Here is a 19,505-nt window from a genome sequence, read left to right as displayed (position 1 = left end):
TCCCTGATCGCCTCAAGGTCGAGCTTGGCGCGGTCGCGCTGGTGCTCAAGCTCCGCTATGCGCTCCTTCACGCCCGGGGCGATTATGCCCTGCTCGATGGCGTTGAGGATGTTCTTCAGGCCGCGCTCGGCGGCCGAGAGCGATTGGGCGGCCTGCTTGCGCCTCGCCGCCACCTCCGCGCCGTCCGAGCTTTCCGCAACCATGCGGGCTATCCTCAAGGCCTCCTCGCGGTCTTGCAGGAGCGCCCGCAGCGCCTTGACGATCTCGCCCTCAAGCTCCTCGCGCCGCACGGGCCTCACGCAGCCGTCGTGGCAGCGGTAGTACTCGTATTTCACGTTCTTGCGCCCGCGCCCGCTCACGCCTTGCAGGTTGCGCCCGCAGCCCGCGCAGATCGCCTTGCCGGAAAGGGCGAAGTCGCCCCAGCTCTCCGCGCTGCGCTCCTTGGCCGCGCGTATGCCCTGTGCCTCCATGAACGTCACCTCGTCGATGATCGCGGGCATGCCGCCCTCTTTGACAACGCCGCCCCACTCGTAGCGCCCCGTGTACTTCCGGTTCTTCACCATCCGCTCGACCATCGAGTAGCCGCACGGGTTTCCCTGCGAGGTCTTGACCCCGCGTGCCGCGAAGTCGCGAGCTATCGAGTTGGTGGTCTCCTTTGCTATGCGCCGCTTGAACGCCTCGCGCACGAAAGCGGCCTCGTCCTCGTTGATCACGTACTCGTCGGCCTCGTTGCTGGCGTAGCCGAACACGCGCACGCCGTTGGTCTTGCACTTGAGCGCGTTTCCCTCCATGCCGCGCCTCGTGCGGATCGCGGTCTTCTTCGACTCGCACGCCGCAAGGCCCTCAAGCAGCTTCTCGTAGATGATGCCCTCGGGCGAATCAGGTATCTGCTCAAGCGCCGAGACGAGCTTCACGCCGTGCTGGGCAAGCTCGCGCTTGTATATGGGCGCGTCGTACTCCCCACGGCTGAAGCGATCCATCATGTACACGAGCACTATGTCGCTCTCACCCGCGTTGGCTACCATGCGCTGAAACTCGGGGCGGTCGTCGGTGCGCCCGCTTATGGCATAGTCGCAGTATTCCGCCACGATGGCGTACTTCTCGCGCTGGCACCACTGGCGGCAGATGCGCAGCTGGTCGTCGATAGAGGCCTCGCGCTGCTTATTGCACGAAAAGCGGGCGTATATCACCGCAGTTTTTGGCATAATTGGAAACGGCCTCCTTTCAGAGGTTCTTTAGGAAAGTCCCGCGGGCAGCGTTGCAGCGCTATGACCCCGTGGGGCTTCTTCTTTTTTCTAGCGGTAGAGAACGGTGAAGCTGTAGAGGATCATGTCCGTGTCGCGCGAGTTGGCGCACGCAGACATCTTCACGTCAACGACCTGACAACCGCTTTCCTGCACGCGTGCCAATGCGCCGTCCAGGCGCTCGGTTACCTTGTCCTCGAACTGCGTGCCCGTGGAGAACACGGCCTTGCCAGCCACCTGGAACACGAGCGCGTGAAGCTTGCCGTCGTTGACGATGAAGCCCTCCGCATCGCTCGCCATCTTCTTTGCGGCGCTTTTGTTGAACATCCCCATAGCTACTCCTTACCTTTACGCTGGCTCTCGACTTCGTGCCAGTACCACGTTCCCAATAACTCATCGACCGAACATCCGTAGAACTCGGCAAGCTTTATGAGCTTCGACGAGTTGATCTCGCGCTGGCCGCTTTCCATCATTGAGTAAGCCGGTACGCCGATACCGAGCACTTCAGCCACCTCAGGCTGTTTCTTGCCATATTTAAGCCGCGTTTCTTTAAGACGTGTGCCCACCGTGTCCTCCTTACTCCATGGGCATATTGTACAAAAAACTTTACAGATAGTGAATTATCTACTTGCAAAAAGTCCTATGTTCTTCTATATTCACTAATTGTGAAGTTCACAGATAGTGAAGTGGAGGTGCTAATGAACCCAATCGCAAGTGAACGCGTCCGTATCGGCCTGAGCCAGGAGGGACTAGCAAGCAAGCTCGATCTGAAGAGCCGTGCAACTATTGCCGCATACGAGAGCGGTGGCGAAATCCCCAGCTCGAAGCTCATTGCCATGACGCGCCTATTCCATTGTTCGGCAGACTACCTGCTCGGGCTGACGGAAAACAGGACGGTGGCCTAATGCCAGACGATTCCAAGCGAAATCAAGAGAACGAGCCCAAGACCGCCCGTGAGGTCGCTTTCGACACCATGTGCTCGACGATCAAGCAGGTGTACCGCGAATGGGAGAAAGGAGAGAAGAAGACGGCATGAGGCAATGGTCTACACGTGAACTTCGTTACCTCGAAGAGCACGCAGGCGAAGGTGCGGCGGCTATTGCCAAGGCCCTGGGGCGATCGGTTGATTCGGTCGAGTGGCAGGCGCGGAAGTGCGGCATCTCGCTGCGCAAGCGCAGGCAGTGCCCCCATTGCGGGCAGTGGACGTTTCGACCGCTCAACCGCATCAACGGCTGGTGCATCGAGTGCACGAAGGAACTTCACATGGCAGACCTGGCAGAACAAGCAGAGGCCATGAAGGAAGAGGCCTCAAGGGAGATCAGGAACAACCGCACGCGCCAGTGCTTCTACAGCGCGAAAAGCCGGGCTAAGAAAAAGAAAAATAGCCACGGAAAAAGCCACGGTTAACCTGACCTGCGAAAACACCAGAAGGAGAACGGAAATGCAGACAAAAAAGAAAGCGAGCGCCCCCCGCTACCACACTTCGGGCACCCGCTACGTAGCCGCCTCGAAAGAGGCTGCGTCCATCATACCATTCGAGGGCAAGCGCCCGACGGCGCAGGAGCAGCTTGAGCGCTCACAGTTCAAGGCGGGCGTCATGGTCGGCTTCCTCGCGGCCCTCATGGTCTTCCTCGCCGTGCTCTGGCTCTGGGTCATCCCCACGATGGACCAGGCCGTTGCCGACGCCCAGCGAGCCGTGGGCAGCATGGCGGTGCTCAATGCGTAACGACGAGAGATACCGCCCCAAACCCCAGAGCAACCAGCTTGAGATCTTCGGCCTGGGCATGGCTGGCGAGCAGGACGTTGCCGAGGCCAAGAAGTGGATCGAGGCCAACCCCGAGGCGTGGCGGTTCATGCTCTCCAACGCCCGCCGCCTCAAGGAGAAGGGCTACGTGTCGATCAACTACCTGGTGAACATGGTGCGCAACGAGCTGCACGTCGGCTGCAAGAACGGCATAGCCCCCGCCCTTGCCCGAATCATGGAGGCGCGATACCCGGAGCTGCGCGGAGCCTTCAACAAGCACCGCAGCCAGAGCGATGGGTTTTCCGAATGAGCTGGCAGCGCACCCTTGCGGCCACGGCGCACATCACCATGCACCCCGCCCAGCTTGTCGGAAAACAGCGCCCTATGACCGACTACCGCAACCACCGCACCTACACGCCGACCAAGACGCTCAAGGCCGAGAAGGCCATCAAGGACGCGTTCCGCGCGGCATACGGCGAGACATTCGCCGACCACGACGGCCCGGTTGTGATGCGGATCTCGACCACCAGGCCGCTCGCGAAGAGCAACCCCAAGTACTGGGAGGGCCGCGCCGACCTCGGCAAGCCCGACTGGGACAACCTGGGCAAGCTCGCCTGCGACGCGCTCAACGGGATCGCCTTCAAGGACGATTCGCAGGTCGATACGGGAGCCGTCACCAAGCGGCCAAGAAGCCCATACGGCACACAGCCGCGCATAGACATCTACATCGAGTACTTCGTCGAGGAGTACGTGAAGGAGAAGAAATGAACGCCAAATACTTCGAAGAGAACGGCTTTGAGGACTTCCACGGGACCAAGTTCCACAAAGCAGTGCTCGACCACGCCGCCTGCATCGCGAACAACCTCATGTTCGACGCCACGCATCCTGACAACAACGACGGCGAGACGGCGGCAAACGCCTACCACGTGATGATCGCGCTTTGCGAGGCCGGGCTTTCCAGGATCGACGAGAAGTGCGTCGCCAAGAGCCGCGAGTTCATCGCCGACAAGATCAAGCCCGTCAGCGAGGAAGAGCGCGAGTTCGGTCGCGCGTTCCTTGCCGCCGTTCTCGGCATCAAATAGGAGGTAACGACATGATCAACGAAGCCACCATCCAGGCGCAGTTCAAGCAGGCCACCGTGAAGGGCAGCGTTGCGACCCTGCAATTCGAGATCCTGACCGACAACGCCGACGCCTTCCGCATCATCAAGCAGAGCGGCAAGACGGTTTTGCTCACCGTGGCTGAGCAGCAGCAGGCCATGGACTTCGACGACGAGACGGGCGAGATCTATGGCTAAGGAAACCGAACCGCAGCAGGTCGAGGCAGAGGTCATCGAGGCCGAGGCCACCACGCTTGAGGTCACCTACACCGAGGCCACTATCGCTTCGAACATGGACGCGTTGGAGGCCCACGTGAAGAAGGTCGTGGCCGAGTACGAGGGCGCCACCTACGACCTCGCGAGCGCCCAGGCCGTCAAGGAGGCCAAGCACGACCGCAGCTACCTCAACGGCATCAAGAAGGAGATCGACGAGCGCCGCAAGGCCGTGAAGCGCGAGTACAACAAGCCGCTCGACGCATTCGAGAGGCGCTGCAAGCAGATCACGGCCATCATCGACGAGTCAACCGATGCCATCAAGGCGCAGCTTGACGAGGCCGAGCAGACGCGCAAGGACGCGCTCTACTCGCGCCTACAGCAGCACTACGAGGAGTTCGCGGGGCTGCTCGCGCCGGTCGTCCCCTACGAGCGCCTGCATGAGCCGCAGTGGCTCAACAAGACCTTCGGCGAGATCAAGGCGCAGCAGGCGCTTGAGGCCAAGGTGTCCGACGTGGCCAGAGACTGGGAAACGCTCAAGGCCCAGCAGGAGGCGATGCCGCACTACGCCGACGCGGAGCGCGAGTTCTTCCGCACGCTCGACCTCGGAGCCGCCTTGAACGCGGCGCGTCTGGCCGACGAGGAAGACCAGCGAATCGCCGAGCTGAAGGCGGCCATGGCACCCGAGCCTGAGCCGGAGCCTGAACCTGAACCAGAGCCTGAGCCAGAGCCGATCGCAGCGCCCGAGCCTGAGCCGATGCCCGCGCCAGTGCCAATGCCCGCACCAATGCCGGCACCCATGCCAGCACCGGTCGCGGAGCCTTTGGAGGCGTGGACGGTCGAGGTGCCGAGCGCCACGCGATCGCAGATGCAGGCGCTCGCATCCGTACTCAAGGCGCAGGGAATCACCGGAAGCATCCGCCGGGGCACGCCAGCCCAGGTGGCGGCGAGGATGGAGTAGACGATGGCAGAAGACAAGCACATGACGCTGGCCGAGGCCGTGGCCCAGGTGCAGCGATCCGTAGTTGTGCCTAAAGCACGCTACAACGCCCACGGCAACTTCTACTACCGCTCGATGGAGGACATCGTGGCGGCGCTCAAGGAGCCGTGCAAGGAGGCGGGCATAGCCTTCACGCTCAACGACAGCATCGTGCAGATCGGCGAGCGCTACTACGTCGAGGCCACGTGCCGCCTGTTCTTCGAGGACGGCCACGGCGATCCCATGGACGTGACGGCCTACGCCCGCGAGCCTTTGAGCCAGAAGGGAATGAACGAGGCGCAGGTCACGGGCAGCGCATCCAGCTATGCCAGAAAGTACGCGCTTTGCGGAGCGTTCGACATCGATGGCACCTCAGACCCAGACACGCTCATGGGAACCGAGAAGCACGCCGAGAAGGAGCCGCCAGAGTTTGGCCAGTTCATCGCCAAGTGCAAGAGCTGCGGCACCTCCTACGTCTTCGAGAGCCGCCAGCAGTACGAGCAGTTCAAGGCGAACCCCGAGTGCTGCCCGTCCCCCGCATGGCAGGTCGTGTAGGCCATGCAAGACCTCTACGCCGAGCGCATGCAGCTCTTCGACAGGCTCATGGACGAGCTTCAGGCGCTGCGCAACAGCGGAAGCCAGTACGCCGAGAACGAGGCCGAGTACCGCAAGGCGCTGCGCATCGCGATTCTTGAGGAGCGATCCAAGGGAACGCCCGTGACGGTGATAAGCGACCTCTGCCGAGGCCGGGAGGACATAGCCGAGCTGAAGCAGCGCAGGGACTGCTCCGAAGCGCTCTACAAGGCGAGCCAAGAGGCGATAAACGTGTACAAGCTCAAGATCCGAACCGTCGACGAGGACATAAAGCGCACCTGGTCCAACGGGACGGGCGAAGGGAGTTACTAAATGTCGATCAACCGAGTGAACATCAGCGGCAACTTGACCCGCGACCCCGAGCTGCGGGCTACCCAGGGCGGCATGCAGGTTCTGGGCTTCGGCGTGGCCGTCAACGACCGCCGCCGCAACCAGCAAACCGGCGAGTGGGAAGACTACCCGAACTTCGTGGACTGCACGATGTTCGGCAACCGCGCCGAGAGCATGGGCCGCATCCTGCACAAGGGCATGAAGGTGGCCATCGAGGGCAAGCTGCGCTATTCGAGCTGGGACAAGGACGGCCAGCGCCGATCCAAGCTTGAGGTGATCGTGGACGAGATCGAGCTCATGAGCCAGAAGCAGGGCCAGCAAGCGCCGCAGGGATACCAGCAGCAGTACGCGCCGCAGCCCGCCCCGCAGGCGGCGCCGCAGCAGTGGAACGCGCAGCAGGCCTACCAGCAAGCCCCGACGGCACCGCAGGGCTACCAGCAGGCGCCCGCACAGTACGCGCCGCAGCAAGCGCCCATGCCGCCCGCCCAGGAAAGCCTGTACGACGGCGACATCCCGTTTTAGGAGCCATCGTGCGAGCGGAAATCGGCGGTGAAGGCGATGGCTGAGGAAAAGCGGATGAACTTCTACCGCACCTTCTACGACCTCACGACGCTTCTACCGGAGGCCGAACGAAGGAAGGTGAACACGGCCCTGCTCGACTACTTCTTCGAAGGCATCGAACCGAAGGGTTTGAGCGAGAGCGGAATGAAGGTTTTCAAGGGCTGCGAGGGGCGCATTTCGAAAAGCAGGACGAACGCCGCAAACGTGGCTAATCGGTACAGCGATTCGAAGCCTACGAACGAGCCTACGGAAGACGCTACGAACGATGCTGCGGAAGGGTCTACGAAACCCCTCCCAGATAGAGAAAGAGATAGAGAAGTAGATAAGGAAGGAGCTAAGGAGAAAAGGAAGGCGGCGCGTTTCCGCGCCCCTTCCCCTGCCGAGGTGTCCGAGTATGCCCAGCAATACGCCGCAACGAAGAACCTCGACCTCCGCGCCATCGACTTCGATCCCGAGTACTTCTGCGACTACTACGAGTCAAACGGATGGCATGTCGGCAAACAGCCGATGAAGGATTGGAAGGCAACGGTGCGCCGATGGCTGCGCACCTCGAAGCCCAAAAACGGCATTGCGAAGGAGGTGCCAGACGATGGATTTTCGGCCTACGACTGAGTGCCCGCACTGCGGCGCGACCCTCAAGGCCCGCACCACGCGGCTCGCTGGGCGGACGCTGTTCTGCGGCTACGAGCAGTGCGGCTGCGCGGGCGCCGAGGCCGAGCGCGAGAAGGAGCGCCAGGTCGAGGCGGAGGCCGCACGCAAGGCGGTTCAGGACAAGGCCATGCACGACTGGAAGCGCGCCGGCGTTCCCGAGCGCTACATGAGCCTCGACCACCCCTTGGCCGCCGAGATCGCCGACGGCATGAAGAACGGCCAGTGGGTGTACCTATGGGGCGACGTGGGAACGCGCAAGACCACGTGCGCCGCAGCCGTGGCCAAGCGCCTTGCGGGAGGCAAGCGGTCGGTGCTCATGGCCCCGATGTACCGCATCCTCGACGAAATCCAGCGCAGCTTCCACGACGGCGGCGACCCGCTCAAGCGCTACGCCGAGGTGCGCTACCTGATCGTGGACGACCTGGGCAAGCGCAGGCCGACGGGCTTCGTGCTCGACAGCCTTTTCAGCTTGATTGACCAGCGCTACTCCGCGATGCTGCCCACGCTGGTAACAACGCAGTACAAGCCAAGCGACCTCGTGCGCAGGCTCGCCGAGCAGGGAGACCCCGACACCGCCAAGGCCATCGTGTCGCGGCTCAGGGGCGGCGCGAGGGTCGTGCACTTCGACGGCCCGGACGGGAGGTTGCAATGATCCTCGATGCAGGGGTGCTTCGCGGCTACCCCAAGGAGCGAGCCGAGCTTTACGGCAAGCCTCACCTGGGGGCGCACTACACCCATGGAAAGGCCTACGAGGCGCTTTCGCCCCGATGCTGCGTCTGCGGCGGGCGTGCGGGAAGCGTCCACCACGTGGCGCACCGCTCTTGGGGCGAGATTTTCCGCCTGGTGACGCCGTGCGGCACCTGGGACTTGCGAAGCCCGCTGTTCTGCCTCTGCGGCAGCGGCACCACCGGATGCCACGACAAGTTCCACGGCGGAGCGCGGCTCAAGGCCGAGTGGCGCTGGCGGCATCCGGTCTACGAGGAGGCCTGGTGGACGGGCCAGCTGTTGCAGGTCTACGAGCCGCACAGCCCTGGCCTCTACGAATACGGATATTGGCTGATCACAGACCGTGACGGCAACGAGATGATACGTGAAGGGATGTAACCCATGGAGATCAAGACATGCGAGCAGTACGTGCTCGACCAGTTGGAGCAGGCGCGGGCTGAGCGCGATTGGCTGCGCGGCAAGCTTGAGCAGGCGCAGGACGAGGCAGAGGAGCTGCGCGGCAAGCTCATGGAGCGCGGCGAGCGCGATGCCTCGAAGGTCGAGCAGGCCATCCGCAAGGAAGGCCGCCGTAAGCTCTACCGCGACGGCACCGGCTACCGCACGAGCGTGGACGACGGCGGCAAGCTCATTCCGTTCTCTGACTGGTGCATCGAGCACGTCGGCTACTCAAGCCTGCGCTGCGGCATGACCAAGAGCGAGTTCATCGCCTATTTCGAGCCAGAGTTCCGAGAGGAGTACGACGAGCTGGTCAACGAGTGGAAGGCGGGCCAGGAATGATAGGGATCTACGAGCGCTCGCTTTGCCAGAGCTACGCGAGCGCCTACAGGGCTGGCATCAAGATCGGCGAGGCCGAGACGCGAGAGGACGCGCTGAAGCAGGTCGAGGCCATGACCGAGGACAGCTACCAGTGCTTCGCCGTCGACGATGACGGCACGTGCATCGACCTGACGGGCACATTCCCCGGATGCCTCGCGGGGGTGATGGCATGAGCTGCGAGTACTGCGAGGAAGGGCGAACCCTGTTCGCCAGTGCAGAGGGCCGCGCCTGCGACATCGACGACATATCGGTAGAGCGCCTGTGCGTGCTCGGCAAGGAAGGCCCCGCGAAGGAGCCGTACGTGATCGGCATCAGCCTCTACAACGGCGACTACTGCTACACGAAGGACATCAGCTACTGCCCGATGTGCGGCGCGAAGCTCGGAGGCGATGGCGCATGAGCAAGGTCAAGTGCATGCGCTGCGACAAATGCGGCGAGTTGATTATCGGCGACGACCCCCACGGCACGTTCCGTGGGGCGCTTTGGCCCAGCGAAATCGAGAGCTTCGACCTGTGCCGCGATTGCAGCGTTGAGGTGCAGCGGTTCATTCACGGGAGAAACGAGGTGAAGGCTCATGAAGATCAAGAACACGATCAGGGAGATTAGGAAGTACAGAACGCCGTCATGCATCAAGTGCATGCATTCGAGATTCAAGCCTTTCGACGGCACGATGATCTATTGCGCATGCCCGGCGTTCCGCGACTACACGGAGCGAATGAAAGGCGAGACCTACGCCATCGCGAAATCTCGCCTCGTGCGCGGAACCAGGTGGTGTCGATTCGAGCAGAAACCGCCAAAGGCCGAGGACGGTGACGAGTCATGAAAACCGTCGAGGCGCCGAAAACTATCGAGCCGTGGCGCATCATCTGCGCGGCCCAAAGCGAGCCCGATTACAGCGAAGAGCGCTACATGCTGATCTATGCCGGCGATAGAAGCGATGACTATTACGACAAAGGCTACATCTTGCTTGAGGGCTGGCACTGCTCCTGCTACGACTGGCCCGAGGTCGATTGGGACGCCACCCATTATGAGGAAGACGAGCTGCTGAAGATCGCCGACATGCGAAAGCGCAACCCGTCGGACAACGCCGAGCGCCGCTTCTTCATGCTCGTCGAGCAAGCATTGGGGGCGCACCAATGAAGTACGTCTCGCTTTTCAGCGGCATAGAGGCCGCAACCGTGGCGTGGGAGCCGCTTGGCTGGGAGCCTGCGTGCTTCGCCGAGTTCGACGAGTTCCCCAGCGCCGTGTTGGCCGAGCGGTACCCAGAGGTTCCGAATATCGGCGACGTTACCAAGATGAACTGGAAGAAGTACCGCAACAAGGTGGATCTGGTGGTTGGCGGAAGCCCGTGCCAGTCCTTCTCGATCGCGGGCAAACGGGAGGGGTTGCAAGGTGAGTCAGGACTCATGTTCGAGTACATTCGGGCGGTACGTGAGATACGTCCTCGATGGTTTCTTTGGGAAAACGTCCCGGGAGCGCTCTCAAGCGAGAATGGGGAGGCTTTCCGACAGCTCCTGTCCGAAATGGACAAGCTCGGGTACGGCCTGGCGTGGCGCATACTCGATGCGCAATTTTTCGGAGTGGCCCAAAGACGCCGCCGTCTCTTTCTTGTCGGACATCTTGGAGCCTGCCCCCCCGTCGGCGTACTCATTGAGCCGGAGAGCATGCGAGGGGATCTTGAATCGAGCGCGGAAAAGAGGGCGAGCCTTGCCGAAGAGGCTGGAAGAAGCCCTCGTAGCGCAGGCTTCAAGTACCACCAGGGAGCAGGCGCGGGAGGAGTAGGCGCGGAACCCGAGCAGTCCCCCACGCTAACCGCAGACTGGCACAACCCAGCCGTGTACCCCATCGACGAGCCGATAACGATGGCCGACCTCAACGCCAACACGGCGATCGGATACGACATGGTGGGCACGCTCAAGGTGGGCGGCGACGCGCCGTCGGTGTGCATATGAGCGCCTGCACGCTGCTCGTCCGCTGCGGATGCGCGGGTGGCGGCAAGGGCGCGTTGGTGAGCGATGAAGTGTCGCTCACCCTCTCCACCAGCAACACTCAGACGCTTTTCAGCGAGGAAGGAGGAGACATGGTTGTGCGAAGGCTCACGCCGCGCGAGTGCGAGCGGCTGCAAGGCTTCCCCAGTGATTGGACGAAGATTCCCTATCGCGGCAAGCCCGCAGACGAGTGCCCGGACGGCCCTCGCTACAAGGCGATCGGCAACAGCATGGCCGTGCCCGTGATGCGATGGATCGGCGAGAGGATCGCCATGGCCGAGGCGGGTGAGATCTCGTGAGCTGCGACCCGTATGAATGGACGTGCGCCCGATGCGGCAGAACGTACCTCAATCCGTTTTTCACGTGCTACCCGCGCGAATTTTGGAAGGACAACAAGAAGCGCGTCGGCGAGGTCTGCGAAAAGTGCCGCGACGAAATCGACTATAGCAACGTGCGAGAGGAGCAGAAATGAAGAAGGCGATGATCGTCCAGCCCATGAACGGGCTTGGCGAGAAGCAGATCGAAGAGGAACGAGCCAAGGCCGTTGCGGAGCTTGAGAAGCGCGGCTACGAGGTCGTTAACACGTACTTCAAGGACGGCCTCACGGTTCCGCCCAAGGTGGTGAACGTGCCGCTGTACTACATAAGCCAGAGCCTCGCGAAGATGGCCGAATGCGACGCCGTGTACCTGTGCGAGGGCTGGGAGAACGCCCGTGGCTGCAAGGTCGAGCGTGCCGCAGCCGTGGCCTACGACCTTGAGATCATCGGGTACGACCTCCCGTGTCGCGGTGATGCCTCATGAGCATGGCAGACTGCGAACCTCATAGCGGCTGGAACCTGCCGCCAGGCTGCTTCGAGGGAGACCCGAACGCGCCGTGGAACCGGGAGGAGCCTGAGCCGTGCTGCGAGTGCAGGTGGTTCAATCCCGCCGACGGAGACGACGGCGTGTGCGTCCTTGAACTTGAGGCCGCGATCGCCAACGAGGAGCTTACGGGCAAGAGCATGGCAGACACGGCTAACAAGGCCGTGGACTGGGCGCTCGATCATCTGAGGGACGGGGGCGAGATAGCTTGCGAGCACTTCAAGCCCTAGCCGCGCTTGCCGTGGCGCTGCTGCTGGCGGTGCTGTCCATTGAGCTTTACGCGATCCGCATGCTGGCGGCGGGGCTGGTGCTTCTGGCCCTGCTCGCCTGCTGGTAGGAGGTGGCGGATTGACTAACTTGGAGCGGTACTTCGGCACGCCCGAGGCCGCGATGCGCATGGAGGTGCGCATGATGCGCGACGGGCGGCGGTTCAAAATCTCGTTGAGCGAGTGCAACCCCTTCACCACGTGCGCGTTCGAATCGCGCTGGGTGCGGGACTTCGGCTCATGGGGCGAGTATCTGGACTGGCTCAAGGCCGAGTACGACGATGGAACCGTCAGGTGGGAGGACGAATGAGCCGCCCAGGATGCAACCGGGGATGTCTGCTCGTGATAGCGGCATCCCTGCTAATAGACGGACTTACGCTGTGGGCGGCGGTATCGCTGGCCCGCATGATCATTGGAGGATAGATGTTTGACGATACCTACCAGAACACGGTGGAACTTGGCAGCGTGGCAGTGTTCGACAACGTGGAATGCGGTAAGGCCCAGGCTATGAAAGTCTTGGAAGAGGCTGCGGAGGTCTTCGGCGTTTGGCAGAAGCTCGATAAGGACACCTTCAGCGATTCCAGCGACCTCATCGCCGAGCTTTGCGACATGATCCAGGCATGCTGCAACATGGCCGCTGCGGTCGGGTGCGACGACCTGCGCCTTGCCCTGTGGGACTGCGAGGATCGCAACCGCAAGCGCGGGCGCATAACCGGCATGGTCGATCGTGGGAGCCAGTGCACGCGCGAGAAGTGCAAGCGTTTCGTTTTCGTGCCCATTGAGGTGAGACAGAAGTCCAGCGACTCGTGGGAGGCGATCGAACACGATAGCGCGATGTCGCCGATCGGGTACTGCGAGCAGGTTATCGGGCAGGACATGGCAAACGTACATAACGTCACCGCCGGGATCATGATGTGCAAGCATCTGGTGAAAAGGTGCAAGGCGATGGGGGGTGCCGAATAGTGGCGCGCGCACAGAAGGTCATAACCTGGATCGTGCTAGTAGGCTCTATATGCGCCTGCCTGTTGCTGTTCGTCGGCCTCGTGTCGCTGCTGCTTAGGTGGATCATGTCTATATGGGGGATTTGCTAGCCACAACAAAAGGCCTCGGGGTATCCCCGGGGCCTTCCTGCTATCGCCTGTATGCGATCCCCTCGGCTATGGGCTTCTCTGCCCCTATGGCCTTCCCTAGGTCTTCCCTGGCATCTTTCAAGATCTTCAGGATCTCGGCCCACTGTTTCGGCTCTCGTGCTTCCATCGCTAGCCCTCCTCGTCGATCCTCGCAGTACCTGGCACGACCTCGCACCATCCGGTGTAGCCGTTCCGCCTGTGCCATGTGGTTATGGCGTCCTCCTCGTTCGCCTTGCTGCCTGCCCTGTGCGTCGAGTAGTAGCTGTGCTCCCTCTCGTAGATGCCGCCGCAGCCGCCGTCGAAGCCGCCGCTGTGTCTTATGATGCAAGTGTATCGTCTTGAGTTGCGCATTGCTCCCTCCTTAGTCGTAGGTGTCGAAAATGCTGGGTTCGCCGTCCCATAGGTAGAGATTTTCGCCCCCGAGAACGAGGGTCGGCATGTTCTTTGCCGCGCTGTAGTCGTGGATCTTGAGGCGTTTCCCCTCGGCGCTGGCCTTCCTGCCCATGATCGGGTCGTCGTCGATAAACTCACCGGGTACCGGCATGTACTCCCTTTCCCATCCCCAGGGGTCTGCGTGTCCCACGAACTCGGCCCTTATGGGCTTGATCGTGGCTGTTTTCGCTGTGGCCCTGGTCACCTGGTAGAAAAGGCCTTCCCTTGTGAATATGTCGCCCTGCTTGACCATGGTTTAATGCCTCCCTATGTGATCGTGCCTCGTGGTTTAATGCCTCGTTTCGTGATCGGGGCAAGGCCTCAAGCCCTGCCCCTGTGCTCACCTGCTAGGCTGTGAGAAGCCCTGCCCTCGGTGCATCCATGCGGCGGCTGCGCACCGCGTCGCGCCCCGCTGCCTGGCCCCTGCTGATGCTGTCCCTGTTTGTGGCCCTCGGGCCTCGCCTCGTGGATCGGCCAAGGTCTAGGCCCTCGAAGTAGTCGCTCACCTCGGACGGGCAGACGATCATCAGCTCGAAGCTCTGCTTCTCAAGCTCGGTTTTCACGCCGTCCACGAACCCCACGATGAAGTTCGAGTAGGCGTTGGGGTCGGTATAGGCGAAGTCCTCGTACTCGTGCGCCAGCTTGTCGCCCACCTCAAGCAGGTTCTGGTAGACGATCTCAGCCGCCTCGCCGTCGGCCTTCCATCCGACGAACACGTACTCGTACTTGCGGTCGGTCACCCTGCGCTGGTACACCCTACACCGGAAGTTGTCGGCGATCACCGATGCGAGGCTCGGCGCCCATGCTTTCGCGGTTCGCGCCGTGGCGGTCTCGGTCACCTGCTTCACCTCGTCGGCAAGCTCCCATTCCTCCACGTCGTTGTCCGCGATCAGGCGCTGGGCCTTGAGGGCGAACTGGATCGCCTCGGCTTCGTTGCAGCCGTTCTCCACGCTGTGCTCGCGAAGCTTCTTGATCTTCTCGATGATCTTCTGCCTGTCCATGTCTGCCTCCCATCGGGGAGGGGCCGCAGCCCCTCCCGGTCGTGTTTCGTTACTTCTCCCAGAGGTAGCCGAACTGATCGGCTATCCTCGGGATTTCGGTTACCTTCGCCGGCTTGAAATAGGCGTCGCGCTCGAAGAAGTTCATCCCGTACTTTCGGTTGATCTCCTCAAGCTCTGCCAGGTTGAAGTAGCCCATCTCCGGGAATGCCCCGAAGACGAACCCGAACATGTCCCCGCTCTCCTCGTCGTACTCGGTGGCGTAGAAGTCCCAGCCGTTGAGGCAGCTGAACCAGTGGCCGTATACCACGGTCTCGGACTTCTTTCCGTCCTGCGAGTAGAGGGGCGGGAGCTTGCGCTGTAGTTCTTTGGTCATGAGCTTTTGCATGGTATGATCTCCTGTGTGTGTTGGTTGAGGCCCCTTTTCGGGGCCTCTCCTTTAGGCTGCTTGCTCTGCCGGTCTGATGGGGTTGATCTCGCCGATGTTCCAATCGACGTTCTTGGCGTTTTGCCACTTGCCCTGATCGTCCAGGTAGTAGAAGCCGTGCTTCCCGAAGTACTTCCGCACTTTCAGGCTTCCTGCCTCCATGCCGTCGGCTATGACCTGCTTTCGAAGATCCCTTACCATGTAGATAATGGTCTCTTCGTCGCTGTTGGTCTTGAATGCCTCGGTAATCTGGGCCAGCCAGTTATCACAAGCCCTCATGATTTCCACCTGCTCGTAATCGGCTCGGGGGATCTCGTTTATCGGCCTGTGCTTCATGGCCTCCACTGTGTACCTTCCAAGGTCTGGGTAGGCCATGTACTCGTTAACAAGCTTCAGGGCTGTTGCAAGCTCTAGGCCATCCTTTCGGCCCTGTGAGCCTTTCCTGAAGTAGCCTCGTGCTCTCATGCCCTCGACAATTGCCAAAATCGTGTGGTTGCTTACCAGCTGACCACTCACCATCAGATCCAAGCTCTCTTGCTCTGCCATCTGCTTACCTCTCTTCTGTTTTGTAGGTGCCTGTCGGCTTCCTGGTGGCCTCTGTGGCCCCTGCTGACAGTTGATAGTATTGCACAATAGTTACTGTGCATAAGTGAGAATTGCACAATAGCTACTGGGCCACACAATATGCACACAATAATAAATGTGCTAGCACTTTAGCTACTGTGCTATAATCATGTGCAATAGTGATCAGATCTGAAGGGAGGGTGAATGACACCAACAGAGGCGCTTAGGGAAATGCTCGACCGCTCGGGCATGAGCATGTACGCGCTTTCCAAGGCGATGGGCAAGAGCCGCAACTACATCGGGAACACGCTCAAGCAAGGTTCCGACCTCGGAGCGTCCGGCCTGGCCGAGATGGCTTCTCACATGGGCTTTAAGCTCGTGCTCGACGGCTCGGGAGAGCCGATAGAGATAACCGAGAGGAGTGACGATGCCGACGATAATCAAGGGCCAGCCAACAAGCGCCGAGGTTAGGCGCAAGCTCAAGGAGGAGGGACGGCCCGTCGTGCTGTCCTGCTCGCTTGGCAAGGACTCGCTGGCAGCGTGGATCGCGCTTGAGGACGAGGGTATCGAGGTAGTGCCCATCTACTACTGGTCCATCCCAGGCCTTCCGATGGTCGAGCACAACGTGAAGACGATCGAGGGCGTTTTCGGCGTGAAGATCCACCAGTACCCGCATCCCAGGTGGTCGAGGACGCTCAACAACTGCGTGTTCCAAAGCCCCGAGCATTGCGACGTGATCGAAGCGGCGAACATGCCCGTGTTCGGCTACGACGACATGCGCCCGTTCATCCTGGAAGACCTCGGGCTTCCAGAGGACACGTGGTTCTGCGATGGCGTTCGCGCCTGCGACAACCCCTACCGCCGCGCGAGCCTCACCAAGCACGGCCTCATGAAGCTCACCACGCGCAAGGCGTCGGTGGTTGCCGACTGGACGAAATCTGAAGTGATGGCGGCGATCGATAGGCGCGGAATCGGCCTGCCGCCCGACTACGAGCTGTTCGGGCGAAGCTTCGACGGCCTGGACATGCGATTCATGAAGCCCTTGCGCGAGAAGCGCCCGAAGGACTTCGAGGTGGTCAAGCAGTGGTACCCGTTCATCGAGGCCGACGAGAAGAGGTGGGCGCACTATGGGCTTTAAGTTCGAGAAGCCGCAGGAGGCGAAGGCCGAGAAGAGGGCCGTTGAGGCAGCGCAGCTCACCGACCACCAGAAGGAGTACCGAGACCGCGAGAAGCGCGAGGAGAAGCGCTTCCAGATGGCCGTCGATTCCGGCTTCTGGATCTGCTTCTGCTTCCACGACCAGGCCGATAGGGACAAGTTCGCCGACCTGGTAAAGGCCGACGAGGACGGCTGGACTTACGGCGACGTCATCCGCCCCGTGTTCACCGAGCGAATCGGCTTGCAGAACAAGCGGCAGTTCAAGCCCAAGGAGCAGAAGGGCACGCCCGTGCCGAACCCGCTCGCGGGGATCGAGCCCACGGGTGACCTCGAAGCCGACAGCTTCGCCGAGGCGAACGCAATCCTCAAGGCTTTCCAGGCGATCGAGGTGAAGCCCTACTACGAGAACGTCTGGAGCAGCGTCTACCACGTTGTGTGCGTGTTCCGCGATTCAGACGACCTTGAGAGCTTCATCAGGGAGTACGCGCTTGCCAAGTACGGCGACCTGTACATGGACGGCTCGAAGATCCTTGGAGCCATGGGCGAATAGGCCAATCTCACGCGCATAGGAGAATCTAAGGCGACCTACGGGTCGCCTTTTTTGTTCCCGAAAACGAGAGGAGGCAGGCATGTTCGGTCGCATCCGTGCCGCAGCAGGCAACATCGCCAACCGAGTCCGCTCTGCGTTCAGCCGCAGCCGTGGCAGCTCTTCTGGCCGCTCCTCCTACTAGAGGGGGCACCCGGGCGCAGCGCTAGCCGTTGCGCCCTTTCCATCTGAAAACGACAACCGATAGAGAGGAGCTGAAATGGCCGCGAAGAAGGACAAGCCGACGCTGCCCGAAGACACAGACTGGCCCAAGGAGACCGTCGAGTGGTTCGAGGCGTGGCGCTCAAACCGTTGCAGCGACCATTGGGACGACCGCCAGTGGCAGTACGTCATGGACACGGCCATCGTCCACGCCCTCGTCTACGGCTCCAACGACTTCGGGGCACTGGCCGAGCTTCACAAGCGCCTGGCCTTCATGGGCCTCACGTTCGAGGACTGATCGCCGTGAACGACCAGAACCTCATCAAGCCCAAGAGGGATCAGACCGCAGAGCAGCGCAAGGCCGCAGCATCGAAGGCCGGCAAGGCGGCTGCGAAGAAGCGCCGCGAGAAGAAGCAGATGCAGGAGATAGCCAAGATCGTGCTGCACATGCCGTTCGAGGGAACGGACGCGCAGCTGGACGACTTGGAGGGCCTGAGCTTCGAGGACTACCCCGACCGCAAGCTCACGGTTTCCGAGATCTCGATCCTCAAGGTCGCCAAGAAGGCGATGCGCGGCGACATAGCCGCCATCCAGTTCCTGCGCGACACCGCAGGCGAGAAGCCCGTGGAGCAGATCGAGGTGTCCGCCGACATCGGGGCCGCTTGCGACGAGATCGGCAAGCTCATCGAGGCGAAGCGCAATGCCGACAAGGGCTGACCTGATCGACCTGGTGTACGACTGCCCCGTGGATATCGCCGTGCACATCGGATTCGACAAGCTGACGTCTTTGCACAACGAGTGGATCAAGGACATGGTTTTCGGCACCGACGACGAGACGATCCAGGCGCACCGTGGCAGCTTCAAGACCACGTGCCTAGGCATCTCGTTCGCGTTCATCATCGTGCTGTTCCCCGGCCTGCGATCCATGTTCCTGCGCAAGACGGACGACGACGTGGCGGAGGTCATGGCGGCCACGGCAAACGTGCTGCAAACCGACTACTTCCGCGGCATCGTGCGCATGCTCTACGGCGTGGAGCTTGAGCTTACGAGGGCCACGCAGTCATCCGTATCCACCAACCTCAAGCAGGGCGTGTCGGGCGCTCCGCAGCTGCTAGGCCTGGGATGCGGAGGGTCGCTGACCGGCAAGCACGCAGACCGCGTGTTCACAGACGACATCGTGAACGTGAAGGATCGCGTGTCGGCGGCGGAGCGCGAGCGCATCAAGCTGATCTACCAGGAGTTGCAGAACATCCGAAACCGTGGCGGGCGCATCTTCAACACGGGCACGCCGTGGCACAAGGACGACGCGTTCCAGCTGATGCCGAACATCCGCCGCTGGGACTGCTGGCAGACGGGCCTCATGAGCCGCGAGGAGATCGAACAGGTGCGGGCGAGCATGTCGCCGTCGCTGTTCGCCGCCAACTACGAGCTGAAGCACATCGCCGACGAGGACGCCATGTTCACCAACGCCAAGTTCTTCAAGGAGCCTGAGCTTCTGCGAGACGGCATAGGCCACATCGACGCGAGCTACGGGGGCGCTGACTTCACGGCCTTCACGGCCATATGCAACAGGGGCGGCATCTGGTACTGCCTCATCCGCATGTGGCACAAGCACGTGGACGACTGCCTGGACGAGATCATCGGGATTTGCAAGGCGCTGCGCATAGGCTCGATCCACTGCGAGATGAACGCCGACAAGGGGTACCTGCGCAAGGGCATCCTAAAGCGCGGCAGGCCGTGCGTGGGATACCAGGAGAAGGAGAACAAGTACCTGAAGATCAGCACGCACCTGCGCAGCGAGTGGCAGAACGTGCGCTTCCTCGACTGCGACGAGTACCCGCTTGACGCAGAGGCGCTGAACCAGGTGCTCGACTACAACGAGAACGCCGCGCACGACGACATGCCCGACTCCCTGGCGTCCGCGATCAGGCAATGGGAGAACCGACCCGGCATAAAAACCTTCAAGGGGGGTATCTGA

At 61.5% G+C, this 19,505-nt stretch carries 42 protein-coding genes; 34 read left to right on the top strand and 8 right to left on the bottom strand.

Translation table 11 applies throughout. The annotated features are described in order from the left end of the window. The 3 genes from Q0H50_RS00945 to Q0H50_RS00935 form a co-directional block, all read right to left on the bottom strand. Positions 1 to 1,205: recombinase family protein (locus Q0H50_RS00945; protein ID WP_294418374.1), on the bottom strand; the 1,205-nt coding region annotated here is incomplete at its 3' end. A 90-nt stretch (positions 1,206 to 1,295) separates the two neighbouring features. After that, complete coding sequence (locus tag Q0H50_RS00940) at positions 1,296 to 1,577, bottom strand: hypothetical protein (protein WP_294418373.1); 282 nt, start codon at positions 1,575 to 1,577, stop codon at positions 1,296 to 1,298. Positions 1,578 to 1,579: 2 nt separating this feature from the next. After that, positions 1,580 to 1,810 carry a helix-turn-helix transcriptional regulator gene (locus Q0H50_RS00935; protein WP_294418371.1) on the bottom strand — a complete coding sequence of 77 codons (231 nt, stop codon included), beginning with the start codon at positions 1,808 to 1,810 and terminating at the stop codon, positions 1,580 to 1,582. 132 nt (positions 1,811 to 1,942) lie between these two features. Here Q0H50_RS00935 and Q0H50_RS00930 point away from each other — a divergent pair, with 132 nt between their 5' ends. The 28 genes from Q0H50_RS00930 (at position 1,943) to Q0H50_RS00795 (ending at position 13,035) form a co-directional block, all read left to right on the top strand. Further along, entirely contained in the window at positions 1,943 to 2,149 is a 207-nt protein-coding gene (locus tag Q0H50_RS00930; RefSeq protein WP_052043979.1) for a helix-turn-helix transcriptional regulator, read from the top strand. Next, positions 2,149 to 2,280 carry a hypothetical protein gene (locus tag Q0H50_RS00925; protein ID WP_294418369.1) on the top strand — a complete coding sequence of 44 codons (132 nt, stop codon included), beginning with the start codon at positions 2,149 to 2,151 and terminating at the stop codon, positions 2,278 to 2,280. Before Q0H50_RS00930 ends, Q0H50_RS00925 begins: the two co-directional genes overlap by 1 nt. Beyond that, positions 2,277 to 2,651 carry a hypothetical protein gene (locus Q0H50_RS00920; protein WP_035136664.1) on the top strand — a complete coding sequence of 125 codons (375 nt, stop codon included), beginning with the start codon at positions 2,277 to 2,279 and terminating at the stop codon, positions 2,649 to 2,651. Before Q0H50_RS00925 ends, Q0H50_RS00920 begins: the two co-directional genes overlap by 4 nt. A gap of 34 nt (positions 2,652 to 2,685) precedes the next feature. Next, positions 2,686 to 2,970, top strand: a complete 285-nt coding sequence (locus tag Q0H50_RS00915) for a hypothetical protein (protein WP_294418365.1) — start codon at positions 2,686 to 2,688, stop codon at positions 2,968 to 2,970. Continuing rightward, complete coding sequence (locus Q0H50_RS00910) at positions 2,963 to 3,298, top strand: hypothetical protein (RefSeq protein WP_294418362.1); 336 nt, start codon at positions 2,963 to 2,965, stop codon at positions 3,296 to 3,298. The genes Q0H50_RS00915 and Q0H50_RS00910 overlap by 8 nt, the downstream gene beginning before the upstream one ends. Further along, positions 3,295 to 3,756, top strand: a complete 462-nt coding sequence (locus tag Q0H50_RS00905; protein WP_294418361.1) for a RusA family crossover junction endodeoxyribonuclease — start codon at positions 3,295 to 3,297, stop codon at positions 3,754 to 3,756. The genes Q0H50_RS00910 and Q0H50_RS00905 overlap by 4 nt, the downstream gene beginning before the upstream one ends. Further along, positions 3,753 to 4,070 carry a hypothetical protein gene (locus Q0H50_RS00900; protein ID WP_294418359.1) on the top strand — a complete coding sequence of 106 codons (318 nt, stop codon included), beginning with the start codon at positions 3,753 to 3,755 and terminating at the stop codon, positions 4,068 to 4,070. The genes Q0H50_RS00905 and Q0H50_RS00900 overlap by 4 nt, the downstream gene beginning before the upstream one ends. 11 nt (positions 4,071 to 4,081) lie before the next feature. After that, positions 4,082 to 4,285, top strand: a complete 204-nt coding sequence (locus Q0H50_RS00895) for a hypothetical protein (RefSeq protein ID WP_178414780.1) — start codon at positions 4,082 to 4,084, stop codon at positions 4,283 to 4,285. Further along, positions 4,278 to 5,261 carry a DUF1351 domain-containing protein gene (locus Q0H50_RS00890; protein WP_294418352.1) on the top strand — a complete coding sequence of 328 codons (984 nt, stop codon included), beginning with the start codon at positions 4,278 to 4,280 and terminating at the stop codon, positions 5,259 to 5,261. Before Q0H50_RS00895 ends, Q0H50_RS00890 begins: the two co-directional genes overlap by 8 nt. Positions 5,262 to 5,264: 3 nt before the next feature. Next, on the top strand, positions 5,265 to 5,834 hold the full coding sequence (locus Q0H50_RS00885; protein WP_294418350.1) for an ERF family protein: 570 nt from the start codon (positions 5,265 to 5,267) through the stop codon (positions 5,832 to 5,834). Between the two features lie 3 nt (positions 5,835 to 5,837). Continuing rightward, positions 5,838 to 6,185, top strand: a complete 348-nt coding sequence (locus tag Q0H50_RS00880; RefSeq protein ID WP_035136673.1) for a hypothetical protein — start codon at positions 5,838 to 5,840, stop codon at positions 6,183 to 6,185. Further along, positions 6,186 to 6,725: a single-stranded DNA-binding protein gene (locus tag Q0H50_RS00875; RefSeq protein ID WP_294418347.1), complete on the top strand. Its 540-nt coding sequence runs from the start codon at positions 6,186 to 6,188 to the stop codon at positions 6,723 to 6,725. It abuts the gene before it with no gap. 36 nt (positions 6,726 to 6,761) lie between these two features. Beyond that, complete coding sequence (locus Q0H50_RS00870; RefSeq protein WP_035136675.1) at positions 6,762 to 7,376, top strand: hypothetical protein; 615 nt, start codon at positions 6,762 to 6,764, stop codon at positions 7,374 to 7,376. Then, positions 7,354 to 8,067 (top strand): ATP-binding protein, encoded by a 714-nt coding sequence (locus Q0H50_RS00865; protein ID WP_035136676.1) that lies wholly within the window; start codon positions 7,354 to 7,356, stop codon positions 8,065 to 8,067. The genes Q0H50_RS00870 and Q0H50_RS00865 overlap by 23 nt, the downstream gene beginning before the upstream one ends. Before the next feature lie 14 nt (positions 8,068 to 8,081). Beyond that, positions 8,082 to 8,519, top strand: coding sequence for a hypothetical protein (locus Q0H50_RS00860; RefSeq protein WP_294418343.1), 438 nt, complete (start codon positions 8,082 to 8,084; stop codon positions 8,517 to 8,519). A 3-nt stretch (positions 8,520 to 8,522) separates the two neighbouring features. Continuing rightward, positions 8,523 to 8,918: a hypothetical protein gene (locus Q0H50_RS00855; RefSeq protein WP_278541288.1), complete on the top strand. Its 396-nt coding sequence runs from the start codon at positions 8,523 to 8,525 to the stop codon at positions 8,916 to 8,918. Beyond that, positions 8,915 to 9,130, top strand: coding sequence for a hypothetical protein (locus Q0H50_RS00850; RefSeq protein WP_294418338.1), 216 nt, complete (start codon positions 8,915 to 8,917; stop codon positions 9,128 to 9,130). Before Q0H50_RS00855 ends, Q0H50_RS00850 begins: the two co-directional genes overlap by 4 nt. After that, positions 9,127 to 9,357, top strand: coding sequence for a hypothetical protein (locus Q0H50_RS00845; RefSeq protein ID WP_294418336.1), 231 nt, complete (start codon positions 9,127 to 9,129; stop codon positions 9,355 to 9,357). Before Q0H50_RS00850 ends, Q0H50_RS00845 begins: the two co-directional genes overlap by 4 nt. After that, positions 9,354 to 9,563 carry a hypothetical protein gene (locus tag Q0H50_RS00840; RefSeq protein WP_035136683.1) on the top strand — a complete coding sequence of 70 codons (210 nt, stop codon included), beginning with the start codon at positions 9,354 to 9,356 and terminating at the stop codon, positions 9,561 to 9,563. Before Q0H50_RS00845 ends, Q0H50_RS00840 begins: the two co-directional genes overlap by 4 nt. Then, entirely contained in the window at positions 9,532 to 9,780 is a 249-nt protein-coding gene (locus Q0H50_RS00835) for a hypothetical protein (protein WP_294418333.1), read from the top strand. The genes Q0H50_RS00840 and Q0H50_RS00835 overlap by 32 nt, the downstream gene beginning before the upstream one ends. After that, positions 9,777 to 10,097, top strand: coding sequence for a hypothetical protein (locus Q0H50_RS00830; protein WP_294418331.1), 321 nt, complete (start codon positions 9,777 to 9,779; stop codon positions 10,095 to 10,097). The genes Q0H50_RS00835 and Q0H50_RS00830 overlap by 4 nt, the downstream gene beginning before the upstream one ends. Next, the gene (locus Q0H50_RS00825) at positions 10,094 to 10,909 is read left to right on the top strand and encodes a DNA cytosine methyltransferase (protein ID WP_294418330.1); all 816 of its coding nucleotides are present in this window, start codon (positions 10,094 to 10,096) and stop codon (positions 10,907 to 10,909) included. The genes Q0H50_RS00830 and Q0H50_RS00825 overlap by 4 nt, the downstream gene beginning before the upstream one ends. Then, positions 10,906 to 11,244 (top strand): DNA cytosine methyltransferase, encoded by a 339-nt coding sequence (locus Q0H50_RS00820; RefSeq protein WP_294418327.1) that lies wholly within the window; start codon positions 10,906 to 10,908, stop codon positions 11,242 to 11,244. The genes Q0H50_RS00825 and Q0H50_RS00820 overlap by 4 nt, the downstream gene beginning before the upstream one ends. A 169-nt stretch (positions 11,245 to 11,413) precedes the next feature. Further along, on the top strand, positions 11,414 to 11,746 hold the full coding sequence (locus Q0H50_RS00815; protein ID WP_294418325.1) for a DUF4406 domain-containing protein: 333 nt from the start codon (positions 11,414 to 11,416) through the stop codon (positions 11,744 to 11,746). After that, positions 11,743 to 12,036: a hypothetical protein gene (locus Q0H50_RS00810; protein ID WP_294418322.1), complete on the top strand. Its 294-nt coding sequence runs from the start codon at positions 11,743 to 11,745 to the stop codon at positions 12,034 to 12,036. The genes Q0H50_RS00815 and Q0H50_RS00810 overlap by 4 nt, the downstream gene beginning before the upstream one ends. Continuing rightward, the gene (locus Q0H50_RS00805; RefSeq protein WP_294418320.1) at positions 12,015 to 12,143 is read left to right on the top strand and encodes a hypothetical protein; all 129 of its coding nucleotides are present in this window, start codon (positions 12,015 to 12,017) and stop codon (positions 12,141 to 12,143) included. Before Q0H50_RS00810 ends, Q0H50_RS00805 begins: the two co-directional genes overlap by 22 nt. Positions 12,144 to 12,154: 11 nt before the next feature. Next, positions 12,155 to 12,382: a hypothetical protein gene (locus Q0H50_RS00800; protein ID WP_294418318.1), complete on the top strand. Its 228-nt coding sequence runs from the start codon at positions 12,155 to 12,157 to the stop codon at positions 12,380 to 12,382. 113 nt (positions 12,383 to 12,495) lie between these two features. Then, positions 12,496 to 13,035 carry a hypothetical protein gene (locus tag Q0H50_RS00795; protein ID WP_294418316.1) on the top strand — a complete coding sequence of 180 codons (540 nt, stop codon included), beginning with the start codon at positions 12,496 to 12,498 and terminating at the stop codon, positions 13,033 to 13,035. A gap of 296 nt (positions 13,036 to 13,331) precedes the next feature. Here the strand turns inward: Q0H50_RS00795 and Q0H50_RS00790 are convergent, their stop codons facing one another. From Q0H50_RS00790 to Q0H50_RS00770, 5 genes are all read right to left on the bottom strand, one after another. Continuing rightward, positions 13,332 to 13,553, bottom strand: a complete 222-nt coding sequence (locus Q0H50_RS00790; protein WP_294418315.1) for a hypothetical protein — start codon at positions 13,551 to 13,553, stop codon at positions 13,332 to 13,334. Positions 13,554 to 13,563: 10 nt separating this feature from the next. After that, complete coding sequence (locus Q0H50_RS00785) at positions 13,564 to 13,887, bottom strand: hypothetical protein (protein WP_294418313.1); 324 nt, start codon at positions 13,885 to 13,887, stop codon at positions 13,564 to 13,566. Positions 13,888 to 13,981: 94 nt separating this feature from the next. Then, on the bottom strand, positions 13,982 to 14,635 hold the full coding sequence (locus tag Q0H50_RS00780) for a DUF2786 domain-containing protein (RefSeq protein ID WP_294418311.1): 654 nt from the start codon (positions 14,633 to 14,635) through the stop codon (positions 13,982 to 13,984). Positions 14,636 to 14,684: 49 nt separating this feature from the next. Next, positions 14,685 to 15,020 (bottom strand): DUF2958 domain-containing protein, encoded by a 336-nt coding sequence (locus Q0H50_RS00775; RefSeq protein ID WP_294418309.1) that lies wholly within the window; start codon positions 15,018 to 15,020, stop codon positions 14,685 to 14,687. Positions 15,021 to 15,071: 51 nt separating this feature from the next. Then, positions 15,072 to 15,605, bottom strand: a complete 534-nt coding sequence (locus Q0H50_RS00770; RefSeq protein ID WP_294418307.1) for a hypothetical protein — start codon at positions 15,603 to 15,605, stop codon at positions 15,072 to 15,074. Between the two features lie 222 nt (positions 15,606 to 15,827). Between Q0H50_RS00770 and Q0H50_RS00765 the strand changes: the two genes are divergently transcribed. The 6 genes from Q0H50_RS00765 to Q0H50_RS00740 all read left to right on the top strand — a co-directional run bounded on the left by Q0H50_RS00765 (position 15,828) and on the right by Q0H50_RS00740 (position 19,505). Beyond that, positions 15,828 to 16,094: a hypothetical protein gene (locus Q0H50_RS00765; protein WP_148334131.1), complete on the top strand. Its 267-nt coding sequence runs from the start codon at positions 15,828 to 15,830 to the stop codon at positions 16,092 to 16,094. Beyond that, positions 16,051 to 16,761, top strand: a complete 711-nt coding sequence (locus Q0H50_RS00760; RefSeq protein WP_148334132.1) for a phosphoadenosine phosphosulfate reductase — start codon at positions 16,051 to 16,053, stop codon at positions 16,759 to 16,761. The genes Q0H50_RS00765 and Q0H50_RS00760 overlap by 44 nt, the downstream gene beginning before the upstream one ends. Beyond that, positions 16,751 to 17,329 carry a hypothetical protein gene (locus Q0H50_RS00755; protein WP_294418301.1) on the top strand — a complete coding sequence of 193 codons (579 nt, stop codon included), beginning with the start codon at positions 16,751 to 16,753 and terminating at the stop codon, positions 17,327 to 17,329. The genes Q0H50_RS00760 and Q0H50_RS00755 overlap by 11 nt, the downstream gene beginning before the upstream one ends. A gap of 256 nt (positions 17,330 to 17,585) precedes the next feature. Next, positions 17,586 to 17,825, top strand: coding sequence for a hypothetical protein (locus Q0H50_RS00750; RefSeq protein ID WP_294418300.1), 240 nt, complete (start codon positions 17,586 to 17,588; stop codon positions 17,823 to 17,825). A gap of 5 nt (positions 17,826 to 17,830) precedes the next feature. Beyond that, positions 17,831 to 18,244 carry a hypothetical protein gene (locus tag Q0H50_RS00745; protein ID WP_035136703.1) on the top strand — a complete coding sequence of 138 codons (414 nt, stop codon included), beginning with the start codon at positions 17,831 to 17,833 and terminating at the stop codon, positions 18,242 to 18,244. Next, positions 18,228 to 19,505: a hypothetical protein gene (locus Q0H50_RS00740; protein ID WP_294418293.1), complete on the top strand. Its 1,278-nt coding sequence runs from the start codon at positions 18,228 to 18,230 to the stop codon at positions 19,503 to 19,505. The genes Q0H50_RS00745 and Q0H50_RS00740 overlap by 17 nt, the downstream gene beginning before the upstream one ends.

The sequence above is a fragment of the uncultured Senegalimassilia sp. genome, assembly GCF_934632265.1.
Lineage (GTDB): Bacteria > Actinomycetota > Coriobacteriia > Coriobacteriales > Eggerthellaceae > Senegalimassilia.
Note: the sequence above shows the minus strand (reverse complement) of the source record. Positions and strands in the feature narration are given on the sequence as shown.

What these genes read in the sequence shown, in the direction of transcription:
- Q0H50_RS00940 (WP_294418373.1), bottom strand. Translation starts at nt 1,577, where the DNA reads ATGGGGATGTTCAACAAAAGCGCCGCAAAGAAGATGGCGAGCGATGCG.
- Q0H50_RS00930 (WP_052043979.1), top strand. Translation starts at nt 1,943, where the DNA reads ATGAACCCAATCGCAAGTGAACGCGTCCGTATCGGCCTGAGCCAGGAG.
- Q0H50_RS00925 (WP_294418369.1), top strand. Translation starts at nt 2,149, where the DNA reads ATGCCAGACGATTCCAAGCGAAATCAAGAGAACGAGCCCAAGACCGCC.
- Q0H50_RS00920 (WP_035136664.1), top strand. Translation starts at nt 2,277, where the DNA reads ATGAGGCAATGGTCTACACGTGAACTTCGTTACCTCGAAGAGCACGCA.
- Q0H50_RS00915 (WP_294418365.1), top strand. Translation starts at nt 2,686, where the DNA reads ATGCAGACAAAAAAGAAAGCGAGCGCCCCCCGCTACCACACTTCGGGC.
- Q0H50_RS00910 (WP_294418362.1), top strand. Translation starts at nt 2,963, where the DNA reads ATGCGTAACGACGAGAGATACCGCCCCAAACCCCAGAGCAACCAGCTT.
- Q0H50_RS00905 (WP_294418361.1), top strand. Translation starts at nt 3,295, where the DNA reads ATGAGCTGGCAGCGCACCCTTGCGGCCACGGCGCACATCACCATGCAC.
- Q0H50_RS00900 (WP_294418359.1), top strand. Translation starts at nt 3,753, where the DNA reads ATGAACGCCAAATACTTCGAAGAGAACGGCTTTGAGGACTTCCACGGG.
- Q0H50_RS00895 (WP_178414780.1), top strand. Translation starts at nt 4,082, where the DNA reads ATGATCAACGAAGCCACCATCCAGGCGCAGTTCAAGCAGGCCACCGTG.
- Q0H50_RS00890 (WP_294418352.1), top strand. Translation starts at nt 4,278, where the DNA reads ATGGCTAAGGAAACCGAACCGCAGCAGGTCGAGGCAGAGGTCATCGAG.
- Q0H50_RS00885 (WP_294418350.1), top strand. Translation starts at nt 5,265, where the DNA reads ATGGCAGAAGACAAGCACATGACGCTGGCCGAGGCCGTGGCCCAGGTG.
- Q0H50_RS00880 (WP_035136673.1), top strand. Translation starts at nt 5,838, where the DNA reads ATGCAAGACCTCTACGCCGAGCGCATGCAGCTCTTCGACAGGCTCATG.
- Q0H50_RS00875 (WP_294418347.1), top strand. Translation starts at nt 6,186, where the DNA reads ATGTCGATCAACCGAGTGAACATCAGCGGCAACTTGACCCGCGACCCC.
- Q0H50_RS00870 (WP_035136675.1), top strand. Translation starts at nt 6,762, where the DNA reads ATGGCTGAGGAAAAGCGGATGAACTTCTACCGCACCTTCTACGACCTC.
- Q0H50_RS00865 (WP_035136676.1), top strand. Translation starts at nt 7,354, where the DNA reads ATGGATTTTCGGCCTACGACTGAGTGCCCGCACTGCGGCGCGACCCTC.
- Q0H50_RS00855 (WP_278541288.1), top strand. Translation starts at nt 8,523, where the DNA reads ATGGAGATCAAGACATGCGAGCAGTACGTGCTCGACCAGTTGGAGCAG.
- Q0H50_RS00850 (WP_294418338.1), top strand. Translation starts at nt 8,915, where the DNA reads ATGATAGGGATCTACGAGCGCTCGCTTTGCCAGAGCTACGCGAGCGCC.
- Q0H50_RS00845 (WP_294418336.1), top strand. Translation starts at nt 9,127, where the DNA reads ATGAGCTGCGAGTACTGCGAGGAAGGGCGAACCCTGTTCGCCAGTGCA.
- Q0H50_RS00840 (WP_035136683.1), top strand. Translation starts at nt 9,354, where the DNA reads ATGAGCAAGGTCAAGTGCATGCGCTGCGACAAATGCGGCGAGTTGATT.
- Q0H50_RS00835 (WP_294418333.1), top strand. Translation starts at nt 9,532, where the DNA reads ATGAAGATCAAGAACACGATCAGGGAGATTAGGAAGTACAGAACGCCG.
- Q0H50_RS00830 (WP_294418331.1), top strand. Translation starts at nt 9,777, where the DNA reads ATGAAAACCGTCGAGGCGCCGAAAACTATCGAGCCGTGGCGCATCATC.
- Q0H50_RS00825 (WP_294418330.1), top strand. Translation starts at nt 10,094, where the DNA reads ATGAAGTACGTCTCGCTTTTCAGCGGCATAGAGGCCGCAACCGTGGCG.
- Q0H50_RS00820 (WP_294418327.1), top strand. Translation starts at nt 10,906, where the DNA reads ATGAGCGCCTGCACGCTGCTCGTCCGCTGCGGATGCGCGGGTGGCGGC.
- Q0H50_RS00815 (WP_294418325.1), top strand. Translation starts at nt 11,414, where the DNA reads ATGAAGAAGGCGATGATCGTCCAGCCCATGAACGGGCTTGGCGAGAAG.
- Q0H50_RS00810 (WP_294418322.1), top strand. Translation starts at nt 11,743, where the DNA reads ATGAGCATGGCAGACTGCGAACCTCATAGCGGCTGGAACCTGCCGCCA.
- Q0H50_RS00795 (WP_294418316.1), top strand. Translation starts at nt 12,496, where the DNA reads ATGTTTGACGATACCTACCAGAACACGGTGGAACTTGGCAGCGTGGCA.
- Q0H50_RS00790 (WP_294418315.1), bottom strand. Translation starts at nt 13,553, where the DNA reads ATGCGCAACTCAAGACGATACACTTGCATCATAAGACACAGCGGCGGC.
- Q0H50_RS00785 (WP_294418313.1), bottom strand. Translation starts at nt 13,887, where the DNA reads ATGGTCAAGCAGGGCGACATATTCACAAGGGAAGGCCTTTTCTACCAG.
- Q0H50_RS00780 (WP_294418311.1), bottom strand. Translation starts at nt 14,635, where the DNA reads ATGGACAGGCAGAAGATCATCGAGAAGATCAAGAAGCTTCGCGAGCAC.
- Q0H50_RS00775 (WP_294418309.1), bottom strand. Translation starts at nt 15,020, where the DNA reads ATGCAAAAGCTCATGACCAAAGAACTACAGCGCAAGCTCCCGCCCCTC.
- Q0H50_RS00770 (WP_294418307.1), bottom strand. Translation starts at nt 15,605, where the DNA reads ATGGCAGAGCAAGAGAGCTTGGATCTGATGGTGAGTGGTCAGCTGGTA.
- Q0H50_RS00765 (WP_148334131.1), top strand. Translation starts at nt 15,828, where the DNA reads ATGACACCAACAGAGGCGCTTAGGGAAATGCTCGACCGCTCGGGCATG.
- Q0H50_RS00760 (WP_148334132.1), top strand. Translation starts at nt 16,051, where the DNA reads ATGCCGACGATAATCAAGGGCCAGCCAACAAGCGCCGAGGTTAGGCGC.
- Q0H50_RS00755 (WP_294418301.1), top strand. Translation starts at nt 16,751, where the DNA reads ATGGGCTTTAAGTTCGAGAAGCCGCAGGAGGCGAAGGCCGAGAAGAGG.
- Q0H50_RS00750 (WP_294418300.1), top strand. Translation starts at nt 17,586, where the DNA reads ATGGCCGCGAAGAAGGACAAGCCGACGCTGCCCGAAGACACAGACTGG.
- Q0H50_RS00740 (WP_294418293.1), top strand. Translation starts at nt 18,228, where the DNA reads ATGCCGACAAGGGCTGACCTGATCGACCTGGTGTACGACTGCCCCGTG.